Origin of the sequence: Aureimonas sp. Leaf427, from assembly GCF_001425485.1 — a bacterium.
Taxonomy (GTDB): domain Bacteria; phylum Pseudomonadota; class Alphaproteobacteria; order Rhizobiales; family Rhizobiaceae; genus Plantimonas.
The window spans coordinates 165313-178062 of the sequence record NZ_LMQW01000001.1 but is presented as its reverse complement, the minus strand read 5'-3'; the positions used below and the strand labels follow the sequence as shown (position 1 = coordinate 178062).

At 67.1% G+C, this 12750-nt stretch carries 11 protein-coding genes; 10 read left to right on the top strand and 1 reads right to left on the bottom strand.

The annotated features are described in order from the left end of the window. Positions 1-97: 97 nt before the first annotated feature. Complete coding sequence (gene fni, locus ASG62_RS00735; protein WP_056694697.1) at positions 98-1192, top strand: type 2 isopentenyl-diphosphate Delta-isomerase; 1095 nt, start codon at positions 98-100, stop codon at positions 1190-1192. Here fni and ASG62_RS00730 read toward each other — a convergent pair. Further along, the gene (locus ASG62_RS00730; protein WP_056694699.1) at positions 1162-2109 is read right to left on the bottom strand and encodes a LysR family transcriptional regulator; all 948 of its coding nucleotides are present in this window, start codon (positions 2107-2109) and stop codon (positions 1162-1164) included. The two genes, fni and ASG62_RS00730, sit on opposite strands and share 31 nt — an antisense overlap. 131 nt (positions 2110-2240) lie before the next feature. Between ASG62_RS00730 and ASG62_RS00725 the strand changes: the two genes are divergently transcribed. The 9 genes from ASG62_RS00725 (at position 2241) to rpe (ending at position 12691) form a co-directional block, all read left to right on the top strand. Then, on the top strand, positions 2241-3284 hold the full coding sequence (locus tag ASG62_RS00725; protein ID WP_056694700.1) for a class 1 fructose-bisphosphatase: 1044 nt from the start codon (positions 2241-2243) through the stop codon (positions 3282-3284). 23 nt (positions 3285-3307) lie between these two features. Beyond that, a complete protein-coding gene (locus ASG62_RS00720; RefSeq protein WP_056694702.1) occupies positions 3308-4183 on the top strand; it encodes a phosphoribulokinase in 876 nt (291 codons plus the stop codon). Between the two features lie 14 nt (positions 4184-4197). Then, positions 4198-6213 carry a transketolase gene (tkt, locus tag ASG62_RS00715; protein ID WP_082537202.1) on the top strand — a complete coding sequence of 672 codons (2016 nt, stop codon included), beginning with the start codon at positions 4198-4200 and terminating at the stop codon, positions 6211-6213. Further along, entirely contained in the window at positions 6210-7436 is a 1227-nt protein-coding gene (locus tag ASG62_RS00710) for a phosphoglycerate kinase (RefSeq protein WP_056694705.1), read from the top strand. The genes tkt and ASG62_RS00710 overlap by 4 nt, the downstream gene beginning before the upstream one ends. Positions 7437-7466: 30 nt before the next feature. Then, positions 7467-8549, top strand: coding sequence for a class II fructose-bisphosphate aldolase (gene fba, locus ASG62_RS00705; RefSeq protein ID WP_056694706.1), 1083 nt, complete (start codon positions 7467-7469; stop codon positions 8547-8549). Positions 8550-8717: 168 nt separating this feature from the next. Beyond that, positions 8718-10187: a form I ribulose bisphosphate carboxylase large subunit gene (locus tag ASG62_RS00700; protein WP_056694709.1), complete on the top strand. Its 1470-nt coding sequence runs from the start codon at positions 8718-8720 to the stop codon at positions 10185-10187. A 230-nt stretch (positions 10188-10417) separates the two neighbouring features. After that, positions 10418-10837, top strand: a complete 420-nt coding sequence (locus tag ASG62_RS00695; RefSeq protein WP_056694711.1) for a ribulose bisphosphate carboxylase small subunit — start codon at positions 10418-10420, stop codon at positions 10835-10837. 226 nt (positions 10838-11063) lie between these two features. After that, entirely contained in the window at positions 11064-12008 is a 945-nt protein-coding gene (gene cbbX, locus ASG62_RS00690; protein WP_057180244.1) for a CbbX protein, read from the top strand. Continuing rightward, a complete protein-coding gene (gene rpe / locus ASG62_RS00685) occupies positions 12005-12691 on the top strand; it encodes a ribulose-phosphate 3-epimerase (protein WP_056694715.1) in 687 nt (228 codons plus the stop codon). The genes cbbX and rpe overlap by 4 nt, the downstream gene beginning before the upstream one ends. Positions 12692-12750 lie beyond the last annotated feature (59 nt).

Below are 12750 nucleotides of genomic sequence, written 5' to 3'. Positions count from 1 at the left end.
CCCCAAGCCGCTGCATCCCTTGATCCTAGCACGGCCTTGACCAAGTCCGACTAGGCAGGGAGCCCTATGTTTTGCACGCCTGCGACGAAAGGACCGCATGGAACGGCCCCAAACGGCAGGACATTCATCGACTACCGAGAGCGCGATCGGAGATCGTAAAGACCGGCATCTCGATATCGTGCTCGCGCCGCGATTGGCGGCGCCGCGCGCGGCCAGCGGGTTCGATGCCGTACGCTTCGAACACCAGGCGCTGCCGGAGCTCGATTTCGACGCGATCGACCTTTCCGCCGCGTTTCTCGGCCGCCGGCTGAAGGCGCCGCTCCTGATCTCGTCCATGACCGGCGGACCCGCGCGCTCGGCGGCGATCAACGAGCGTCTGGCGGAGGTGGCGCAGGCGCGGGGCATCGCGCTGGCCGTCGGTTCGCAGCGCATCGCCATCGAGGGGCGGGGGAATGGCGGGCTCGACGCGAGCCTGCGGCGGCTCGCGCCCGACGTTCCGATCCTCGCCAATCTCGGCGCCGCGCAGTTCGTTCTCGGCTACGGAATCGACGAGGCCCGGCGGGCGGTGGACATGATCGAGGCCGATGCGCTGATCGTTCATCTGAACCCGTTGCAGGAGGCCGTGCAGGCGGGCGGCGACCGCAACTGGAAGGGCGCGCTCGCGGCGATCGAAGGCCTCGTGCGGGGCCTGTCCGTGCCGGTCGTGGTGAAGGAGGTCGGCGCAGGCCTGTCGGCGGACGTGGCGCGGCGGCTCGTGGATGCGGGCGTCGGCGTGCTCGACGTCGCGGGGGCGGGCGGCACGAGCTGGGCGGCGGTCGAGGCCGAGCGCGCCGCGACGCCGGCGGCGCGCGACACCGCGCTCCTCTTCGCCGACTGGGGCATCCCGACCGCGACCGCGATCGCCGCCGTGCGGGCCGCGTGCCCGGGCAGCGTCGTCGTCGGGTCCGGCGGCGTTCGCCACGGGCTGGACGTGGCGCGGGCGATCCGGCTCGGCGCCGATCTCGCTGGGCAGGCGGCGGCGGGGCTGGCCGCCGCCGAAGCCTCCGCCGAGGCGATCGCCGCGCATTTCGAGAGGGTCGAGACCGAGCTTCGGATCGCCTGCTTCTGCACGGGCTCCAAGGACCTCGCGGCCCTGCGCACCGCGCGGCTTCTCGGCGAGCCTCACGCCTCGCCGATGGCGCCCGCGGGATAGAGGCGGTCGAGCAGCGGCAGGAAGCTCGCGCCGCGGTTGGAGAGGAAGCTCTTGAAGGCGTCCTCGGCCGGCGAGGGCACGCGGTCGGTGCGCGAGACGGCGAACCATTGCTTGCGGATCGGCATGTCGACGACGTCGAGAACGGCGAGCCGTCCCATCTCGACCTCGAAGGCGACCGTGTGGGCGGAGATGAAGGCGATGCCGAGCCCGGCCATGACGGCCTGCTTGATCGTCTCGTTGGAATCCATCTCCACCGTGTCGCGGTCCAGCGCATCGGGCAGGGCGCTGAAGAAGGTCTCGAGCGCCTTGCGCGTCCCCGAGCCCGTCTCGCGGATGATGAGGGCATGGTCGAGAAGCTCGGCCTTCTCGATGTCGCGCTTTTGCGCCAGCGGATGGTCGGGCGCGGAGATCATGACGAGCGGATGGTCGCCGAAGGCCTCCGCCTTCACCGGAAAGTCGCGGGGCGGGCGGCCCATCAGAGCGAGGTCCAGCCGGTAGGACCGCAGGATGTCGATGATCTCCGAGCGATTGCCGACCGTGAGCTTGATGTCGATGTCGGGATGCTCCTTGCCGAAGGCGGCGATCAGGCGCGGCGCGAAATACTTGGCCGTGGAGACGACGCCGAGCCGGATCGAGCCGTGGCGCAGGCCCTTGATGGAATCGATCTCGTCGCCGAGCCCGCGCAGCACCGTCTCGATCGCGTTGGCTGCCCGCAGGACTGCATGCCCGGCCTCGCGCAGATGCATGCCGTCGCTCGTGCGGTCGAAGAGCATGAGGCCGAACTCCTCCTCCAACTGCTTGATCTGCAAAGTGATCGCCGGTGCGGTCAGGCCAAGCGTCCGGGCGGCGGCGGCGATCGTGCCGTGGCGCTCGATGGCCTGCACGGAGCGGAGCTGGCGGAGGGTCAGGGTGCGCATTTCAGATGATTAGTAAAAGTTACGACGTAGGTAAAGAGAATAAATTTTACTAAGCGCGTCGCACTCTGCATAGTCTGACTGTATCGGGGACACGGGGTCATAGAACTCCGGGAACCGACAGGGAGAAACGCATGGCATCGTCACTCGACGCCCATCTCGGCTCTGAGGCCGGGACGGACCCGATACGGTTGAAGGTCGCGGATGCCATTCGGCATCTGGCCGCCGCCTCCGTCAAGGTCCGCAACACGATCATCCAGGGCTCGTCCTCCGACAATCTCGGCGCCAGCCGCGACGTCGGCAATGGCGGCGGAGACATCCAGAAAGAGCTCGACGTCCTCGCCGACCGCGTCTTCCTGGAAGCCGCCAAGGCCTCCGACATCGCCTTCTACGGCTCCGAGGAGCAGGACGAGTCCGTCGCCCTGAAGCCCGACGGCGCCCTGGCGCTGGCCATCGATCCGCTGGACGGCTCGTCCAACATCGAGACCAACGTCTCGATCGGCACGATCTTCTCCATCCTGCCCGTCTCCGAGGCGCATCGCTCGGACGCGGAGAGCGTCTTCAAGCAGCCGGGTTCGCGGCAGCTGGCTGCCGGCTTCTTCATCTACGGGCCGCAGCTTCTCCTCGTCCTCAGCCTCGGCAACGGGACGCATGTCTTCACCTTCTCGCCGAGCTTCGGCGGCTATGTCGAGTTCCGCCCCTCCATCGGCATCGCCGAGAAGGCCAGCGAGTTCGCTATCAACGCCTCGAACTACCGCCACTGGGACGAGGCGATGCGCCTCTACATCGACGACTGCCTGGCCGGCACGGAGGGACCGCGCGAGCGCGACTTCAACATGCGCTGGATCGCCTCGATGGTCGCGGACTGCTACCGCATCCTTATTCGCGGCGGCATCTTCCTCTACCCCGGCGACGGGCGGAAGGGCTACCAGAAGGGCCGCCTGCGCCTCCTCTACGAGGCCAATCCGATCGCCTTCTGCGTCGAGAACGCCGGCGGCGCGGCGACGGACGGCGTGACCCGCATCCTCGATATCGTGCCCGAAACCCTCCACCAGCGCACCCCGCTCGTGTTCGGCTCGGCCCGCGAGGTCGCGCGCGTCACCCGCTACCTGACCGATCCGTCGGCCATCGGCGACCGCTCGCCGCTCTTTGGAAAAAGAAGCCTGTTCAGGGCCTGATCATTCGTCTGGAGGAGAAGTCGATGTCCGCCAAGCATCCCATCATCGCGATCACGGGTTCGTCCGGTGCCGGGACCACGTCTGTGAAGCGGATCTTCGAGCAGATCTTCCGGCGCGAGCGGGTGGATGCGGTCTTCATCGAGGGCGACGCGTTCCACCGCTACGACCGCCAGGCGATGAAGGACAAGATCGCGGAGGAAGACGCTTCCGGGAACAAGCATTTCTCGCATTTCAGCCCCGAGGCGAACGTCCTCGAGAAGCTGGAAGAGGTCTTCGCGGACTATGGCCGCAAGGGTCGCGGCGAGACGCGCCACTACATCCACGATGCCGAAGAGGCCAAGATCTACGGTGCCAATCCCGGCACCTTCAGCGACTGGCAGGCTTTCCAGCCCGAAAGCGACCTTCTGTTCTACGAAGGTCTCCACGGCTGCGTGAAGACCGACACGGTCGATCTCGCGCAGCACGTGGACCTGAAGATCGGCGTCGTTCCCGTCATCAATCTCGAATGGATCCAGAAGATCCACCGGGACAAGGCGACGCGCGGCTACTCCACCGAGGCGGTGATGGACGTCATCCTCCGGCGCATGCCGGACTACGTGAAGTACATCTGTCCCCAATTCGCCCTGACGAACATCAATTTCCAGCGCGTGCCGATCGTCGACACGTCCGATCCGTTCATCGCGCGCTGGATTCCGACACCCGACGAGTCGATGCTCGTCATCCGCTTCGCGATCCCGCGGGGTATAGACTTTCCCTATCTTCTCTCGATGATCCCGAACTCGTTCATGTCGAGGGCGAACTCCATCGTGGTCCCGGGCAACAAGCTCGATCTGGCCATGCAACTCATCCTGACGCCGCTGATCCTGCAGCTCATCGAGCGCAAGCGACGCGCGTCCTGATTTCGAAGGCTGAAATGTCCAACGTTCTCTCCACCCCCAAGCCCGCCGACGGCACGGTCGACCGCAATCCCCGCGACATGGCGAACGCCATCCGCGCCCTCGCCATGGACGCCGTCCAGAAGGCCAATTCCGGCCATCCTGGCATGCCGATGGGCATGGCCGACGTCGCGACCGTCCTCTTCCGCGACTTCGTGAAGATCGATCCGGCGAACCCGTCCTGGCCGGACCGCGACCGCTTCGTGCTCTCGGCCGGCCACGGCTCGATGCTGCTCTACGCGATCCACCATCTCGTCGGTTACACCGACATGGGGATCGACCAGCTCAAGAACTTCCGCCAGATCGGCGCCAAGACCGCCGGCCATCCCGAATACGGCCATGCGCTCGGCATCGAGACGACGACCGGCCCGCTCGGCCAGGGCATCGCCACCGCCGTCGGCATGGCGATCGCCGAGCGTCTCGCCAATTCGCGCTTCGGCGACGACATCGTCGATCACTACACCTATGTCATCGCCGGCGACGGCTGCCTTCAGGAGGGCATCAGCCACGAGGCGATTGATCTCGCCGGGCACCTGAAGCTGAACAAGCTGATCGTGCTCTGGGACGACAACGAGATCTCGATCGACGGGCGCACCTCGCTCTCGACCTCGATGGACCAGCTGAAGCGCTTCGAGGCGGCCGGCTGGACGACGGTGGCGATCGACGGCCATGACGACGACGCGATCCACGCGGCCATCGCCAAGGCGCGCAACTCGGACAAGCCGGCGCTGATCGCCTGCCGCACGGTCATCGGCTACGGCTCGCCGAAGGTCCGCGGCACCGAGAAGGCGCATGGCGCCCCGCTCGGCGACGAGGAGATCGCGGTCGCCCGCAAGGAGCTGATCTGGGAGTCCGAGCCCTTCGTCCTGCCGGACGCGGTCGTGAAGGGCTGGCGCACGGTCGGCGAGAAGGGTGCCAAGGCCAAGGCCGAGTGGGACAAGCGCCTCGCCTCGTCCAACCGCAAGGCCGAGTTCGAGACGGCGAACGCCGCGACGCTGCCGGCGGACTTCGCCGAGACCATGTCCGCCTTCCGCGAGAAGCTCTCCGTCGAGCAGCCGAAGATCGCGACCCGCAAGTCCTCCGAGGCGACGCTCCAGGTCATCAACGACGCCACCGACATCACCATCGGCGGCTCGGCCGACCTCACGCATTCGGTCTTCACCCTCACCAAGGGCATGACGAGCGTGAAGCCCGGCGACTTCTCCGGCCGCTACCTGCACTACGGCATCCGCGAGCACGGCATGGCCGCGGCGATGAACGGCATCGCGCTGCATGGCGGGTTCATCCCCTATGGCGGCACGTTCATGGTCTTTTCCGACTATGCCCGCGGCGCCATGCGTCTCTCCGCCCTGATGGGCATCCGCGTCATCTACGTCATGACCCATGACTCCATCGGTCTTGGCGAGGACGGCCCGACGCATCAGCCGATCGAGCATCTCGCCATGCTGCGCGCGACGCCGAACATGCTGGTCTTCCGCCCCGCCGACGCGATCGAGACCGCCGAGGCCTGGGAGATCGCGATGACGGAGACGACCCGTCCGTCCGTCCTGTCGCTGTCGCGCCAGAACCTGCCGGTCGTGCGCGCCGGAGACGTCGCGGAGAACCGCTCGCGCAAGGGCGCCTATGTCCTGCGCGAAGCCGAAGGCGGGACACGTCAGGTGACGATCCTGGCCACGGGCTCGGAAATCGAGATCGCGCTGGCCGGCGCGGAGAAGCTGAAGGCCGAGGGCATCCGGGCCGCCGTCGTCTCCATGCCCTCCTGGGAGCTCTTCGAGGAGCAGGACGAGGCCTATCGCAAGTCCGTGCTCGGCACCGCGCCGCGCATCGCCATCGAGGCGGCCGGGCGCTTCGGCTGGGATCGCTGGATCGGCGAGAGCGGCCGCTTCATCGGCATGAATTCCTTCGGCGCCTCCGGCCCCGCGCCCAAGCTCTACGAGATGTTCGGCATCACGGCCGACGCAATCGTCTCCAACGCCAAGGAGCTGGTCGGTTGAGCGGCGCGCTTCGTCCCATCGCCGGCGTCGACGTCGCCGGCAAGACGGTCCTCATCCGGGCCGACGTGAACGTGCCCATGAAGGACGGCCGCGTCACCGACGCGACGCGCCTGGAGCGTTTCGCGCCGACCGTCGCGGATCTGGCCGATCGCGGCGCGAAGGTCGTCATCCTCAGCCATCTCGGCCGTCCGAACGGCGAGGTGAACCGCGCCTTCTCGCTGCGGCCCGTCGCCGACGCGCTGGCAGAGATCCTGAAGCGCCCCGTGCGCTTTGCCGACGACTGCGTCGGCCCCGAGGCCGAGACGGTCGCGGGCGAGCTCAAGGACGGGCAGATCGCCGTCTTCGAGAACGTGCGCTTCCATCCCGGCGAGGAGGCCAACGACCGGAACTTCGCGCTGCGCCTTTCGGTGGTCGGCGATCTCTACGTCAACGACGCCTTCTCCTGCGCCCACCGGGCGCATGCCTCGACATACCAGCTGGCGACGATCCTTCCGGCCTATGCCGGCCCGTCGCTGATGGCCGAGGTCGGCGCGCTGGAGGCGGCGCTGACGACGCCCAAGCGCCCCGTCGCCGCCCTTGTCGGCGGCGCGAAGGTCTCGTCCAAGATCGGCGTTCTGGAGTTTCTCGTGCCGAAGATGGATCACCTCGTGATCGGCGGCGGCATGGCGAACACGTTCCTGGCCGCGCAGGGTCACGACGTCGGCAAGTCGCTCTACGAGCCGGACGCGCTGGAGACGGCGAAGAAGGTCATGGGCATGGCCGAGGAGGCGGGCTGCCAGCTGCACCTGCCGGTGGACCTCGTCGTCGCCCGCGAGTTCAAGGCCAATGCCGCGAACGAGACGGTCGGCGTCGATGCCATCCCGGCCGACGCCATGGCGCTCGACGTCGGGCCGAAGACGATCGCGGCCATCACCGCGGCGCTCGAGACCTGCCGGACGCTGCTCTGGAACGGCCCGCTCGGGGCCTTCGAGATCACGCCCTTCGACGCCGCGACCAACGCGGTGGCGTTGGCGGCGGCGCGGCTCACCAAGGCCGGCACGCTCGTCACGGTGGCGGGCGGCGGCGACACGGTCGCGGCGCTCAACGCATCGGGCGCGGCCGACGACTTCACCTATCTCTCGACGGCCGGCGGCGCCTTCCTCGAATGGCTGGAGGGGCGCGAGCTTCCCGGCATCGAGATCCTGAAGGCGCCCCCGGCCGCGCCGGAGCAACGCGCCTCTTAAGAGGCCTCACGACCTGGAGGAACCGACCGCATGGCCAAGATCACACTGAGACAGCTCCTCGACCATGCGGCCGAGCACGACTACGGCGTCCCCGCCTTCAACATCAACAACATGGAGCAGGGACTCGCCATCATGGCGGCGGCGTCGAAGTGCGACGCCCCCGTCATCCTCCAGGCCTCGCGGGGCGCGCGGTCCTATGCGCACGACATCATGCTGTCCAAGATGATGGACGCGCTGGTGGAGATGTATCCGCAGATTCCGGTCTGCATCCATCAGGACCACGGGAACGACGAGGCCACCTGCATGACGGCCATCCGTCACGGCTTCACCTCCGTGATGATGGACGGCTCCCTGAAGGCGGACGCCAAGACGCCCGCCGACTACGAATACAACGTGGACATCACCGAGCGCGTCACACGCATGGCCCATTGGGTCGGCGCCTCGGTGGAGGGCGAACTCGGCGTCCTCGGCTCGCTGGAAAACGGGCAGGGGGAGGCTGAGGACGGCCACGGGGCGGAGGGCGTGCTCTCGCACGACCAGCTCCTGACCGATCCGGATCAGGCGGTGGACTTCGTCGCGCGCACCGGCGTCGACGCGCTCGCCATCGCCATGGGCACCTCGCACGGCGCCTACAAGTTCACCCGCCAGCCCGACGGCGACATCCTGGCGATGAGCATCATCGAAGAGATCCACCGGAAGTTGCCGAACACGCATCTCGTTATGCACGGCTCGTCCTCGGTGCCGCAGGCGCTGCAGGACATCATCAACAAGTATGGCGGCGAGATGCCCCAGACCTGGGGCGTACCGGTCGAGGAGATCGTGCGCGGCATCCGGCACGGGGTGCGCAAGGTCAACATCGACACGGACTGCCGCATGGCCATGACCGGGCAGTTCCGGCGCATCGCGCAGGAGAAGCCGCAGGAGTTCGATCCGCGCAAGTTCCTCCAGCCGGCGCTCGACGCGCTGCGCGATCTCTGCATCGACCGCAACGAGCAGTTCGGCACGGCGGGCAAGGCCTCGACGATCAAGGTGATCCCTCTCGACGACATGGCCAAGCGCTACGCGCGCGGCGAACTCGGTCCGTCGATCCGGATGCAGGAGGCGGCCGAATAGGCGCCTGACGGCATAGACCCGCCCGCTCCAAGGAGCGGGCCGCATTCCCGACCCCATCACGAGAGCGGCTTTTCCGTCGAAAAGCCGCAACGAAGACCCGCGTCCAAAATCCAGGGACCGGCCCGAACTCCCAAGACCAGCCCCTCTATCCCAGCCAAGGAGAAGACGATGTCCAGCACCCTTCAGGAGAAGTCGCAGACCGTCACCGGCAAGGACCGCTACAAGTCCGGCGTCATGGAATACAAGAAGATGGGCTACTGGGAGCCCGACTACGAGCCCAAGGACACCGACGTCATCGCCTGCTTCCGCATCACGCCGCAGGACGGCGTCGATCCGATCGAGGCGGCGGCGGCGGTGGCCGGCGAAAGCTCCACCGCGACCTGGACGGTCGTCTGGACGGACCGCCTGACGGCCGCCGAGAAGTACCGCGCCAAGGCCTACCGGGTCGATCCGGTCCCGAACGGCGAGGGCAGCTACTTCGCCTACATCGCCTACGATCTCGACCTCTTCGAGAACGGCTCGATCGCCAATCTCACGGCCTCGATCATCGGCAACGTCTTCGGCTTCAAGCCGCTGAAGGCGCTGCGGCTGGAGGACATGCGCCTGCCCACGGCCTATGTCCGCACCTTCCAGGGCCCGGCGACCGGCATCGTCGTCGAGCGCGAACGGCTCGACAAGTTCGGCCGCCCGCTGCTCGGCGCGACCGTGAAGCCCAAGCTCGGCCTGTCCGGGCGCAATTACGGCCGCGTCGTCTACGAGGCGCTGAAGGGCGGGCTCGACTTCACCAAGGACGACGAGAACATCAACTCCCAGGCCTTCATGGATTGGCGCGAGCGCTTCCTCTACTGCATGGAGGCGGTGAACAAGGCGCAGGCCGCGTCCGGCGAGATCAAGGGCACCTATCTCAACGTCACCGCGGCGACGATGGAGGACATGTACGAGCGCGCCGAGTTCGCCCGCGACCTCGGCTCCACCATCGTCATGATCGATCTCGTGATCGGCTGGACGGCCATCCAGTCCATGGCCAAGTGGGCCCGCAAGAACAACATGATCCTGCACCTCCACCGCGCGGGCCACTCGACCTACACGCGCCAGAAGATCCACGGCGTCTCGTTCCGCGTCATCGCCAAGTGGTCGCGCCTGGCCGGCGTCGATCACATCCATGCCGGCACGGTCGTCGGCAAGCTGGAAGGCGATCCGGCGACGACGAAGGGCTACTACGACATCTGCCGTGACGAGTTCACGCAGAAGAACCTCGCCAACGGCGTCTTCTTCGACCAGCCCTGGGCCTCGCTCAACAAGATGATGCCGGTCGCGTCGGGCGGCATCCATTGCGGGCAGATGCACCAGCTCCTCGACCTTCTCGGCGAGGACACGGTCCTTCAGTTCGGCGGCGGCACGATCGGCCATCCGATGGGCATCGCGGCCGGCGCCACGGCCAACCGCGTCGCGCTGGAATGCATGGTCCTCGCCCGCAACGAGGGCCGGGACATCGTCAACGAGGGACCGGAGATCCTGGCCAACGCCGCCAAGACCTGCGCCCCGCTGCGCCAGGCGCTCGACACCTGGAAGGACGTGACCTTCAACTACACGTCCACCGACGCGCCGGACTACCAGAACACGGCCACCGCGGCCTGATCGCGGCAAGCGCTGCAAGACGAAGCGCCATTCTTCTCCCCGGCGGGGTGAAGGTGGCCGAAGCGAAGCGGAGGTCGGATGAGGGGGTGCCGCTCCAAGCGGCGGAGCGGCGGACATTCGGCCACGGCCGCGCCGCCCCCTCATCCCGCTGCCGCGACCTTCTCCCCCGTTGGGGGGAGAAGAAAGCAGCTGAGCCGTTCCGTTCATTCTCTCAAGCCAGGAGACATCCCATGCGCGTGACCCAAGGCGCCTTCTCGTTCCTGCCCGATCTGACCGACCAGCAGATCTCGGCCCAGGTCCAGTACTGCATCGACAACGGCTGGGCCGTGAACATCGAGTTCACCGACGATCCCCATCCCCGCAACACCTATTGGGACATGTGGGGCCACCCGATGTTCGAGGTGCCGGACGCGGCCGGCGTGATGCTGGAGCTGGCCGAGTGCCGCAAGGTCTACGGCAACCGCTACATCCGCCTTTCCGCCTTCGATTCCACCAGCGGCTGGGAGTCGGTGAAGCTCTCCTTCATCGTCAACCGCCCCGCCGAGGAGCCCGGCTTCCGCCTCAGGCGCAGCGAGGACAAGGGCCGCAACATCAAGTACTCGACGGAAGGCTACTCGACCGACCGCGCGGAAGGCGAGCGCTACGCCTGAGGTCGATGATGAGGGGAGGGGGCGCCTTGCCACGCTTTGCGGGAGGCACCCCCCTCTGCCTGCCGGCATCTCCCCCGCAAGGGGAGAGATCAGTCTCGTTGCCGGCATCTCCAGATCCTGATCCGTCCGCAGAGCTGCCGATCTCCCTCCTTGCGGGGGAGATGTCCGGCAGGACAGAGGGGGGTGCCTCCCGCAACCCTCCTCGGCTTCGAACACCGAGGACCCCATGAGCACCACCGAACCCATCACCCGTCCCCTCACCGTCGATCTCCAGCGCGAATATGAGGAGGCGGGCGTCGGCGACGTGCTGGACGAGCTGGACCGGACGCTGGTCGGGCTGAAGCCGGTGAAGAAGCGCATCAAGGAGACCGCCGCGCTCCTGCTCGTGGAGCGTGCGCGAAAGGCCATGGGTCTCGCCCACGACACGCCGACGCTGCACATGAGCTTCACCGGCAATCCCGGCACGGGCAAGACGACCGTCGCCTTGAAGATGGCCGATCTCCTGCACCGGCTCGGCTATATCCGCAAAGGCCATCTCGTCTCGGTGACCAGAGACGATCTCGTCGGCCAGTATATCGGCCACACCGCGCCGAAGACGAAGGAGATCCTGAAGAAGGCGATGGGCGGCGTCCTCTTCATCGACGAGGCCTACTATCTCTACCGCCCCGACAACGAGCGCGACTACGGGCAGGAGGCGATCGAGATCCTGCTGCAGATCATGGAGAACAAGCGCGACGATCTCGTCGTGATCCTCGCCGGCTATGCCGACCGCATGGACAAGTTCTTCGAAAGCAATCCGGGCTTCAGGTCCCGCGTCGCCCATCACATCGACTTTCCCGACTATTCGGACGGGGAGCTGCTCCAGATCTCGCTCGGCATGCTGGAGCGGCAGAACTACCGGCTCAGCGACGAGGCGAAGGCGGTGCTGGAAAGCTACATCTCCCATCGCCGGGGCCAGCCGCATTTCGCCAATGCGCGCTCCATCCGCAACGCGCTCGACCGGGCGCGGCTGCGCCAGGCGAACCGGCTCTTCGAGGCCGGTCTCGGGCCGCTCGACGCGGATGCGCTGTCGACGATCGAGGCGAGCGACATTGCCGCGAGCCGCGTCTTCGGGCAATCAACCGGACCGGAACTGGCAGGCGGCACGACAGAACAGGAGATACCCGCATGACGACCGATCTCATCATCGCCCCGTCCATTCTCTCCGCCGATTTCTCCCGCCTCGGCCAGGAAGTGGCCGACGTGGATCAGGCCGGCGCCGACTGGATCCATCTCGACGTGATGGACGGGCATTTCGTGCCCAACATCACCTTCGGCCCGCCCGTCATCAAGGCGATCCGCAAGGCCTCGACCAAGGTCTTCGACTGCCACCTGATGATCGAGCCCTGCGACAACTTCCTCGAAGCCTTCGCGGAGGCCGGCTGCGACATCATCACGGTCCATGCCGAGGCGACGAAGCATCTCGACCGCTCGCTCCAGGCGATCCGCGCGCTCGGCAAGAAGGCCGGCGTCTCGCTCAATCCTTCGACGCCCGAAACCGTCATCGAATACGTGCTCGACCGGCTCGACCTCGTGCTCCTGATGACGGTCAATCCGGGCTTCGGGGGGCAGGCCTTCATCCCCTCCGTCGTGGACAAGGTCGCGCGCGTGAAGAGGATGATCGGCGAGCGGCCGATCCATATCGAGATCGACGGCGGCGTGACGCCCGAGACCGCGCCGCTCGTCGCCGCGGCCGGGGCCGACGTGCTCGTGGCGGGATCGGCGATCTTCAAGGGCGGCACGCCCGCCGACTACGCCCGCAACATCACCGCGATCCGCCAAAGCGTCGGCTCTGCGGCGGCCCGCGCGGCCTGACGTCACCCATCGACGTCGATGAGATGACCAGACGGCGGCGCCGGGCGATCGGCGCCGCC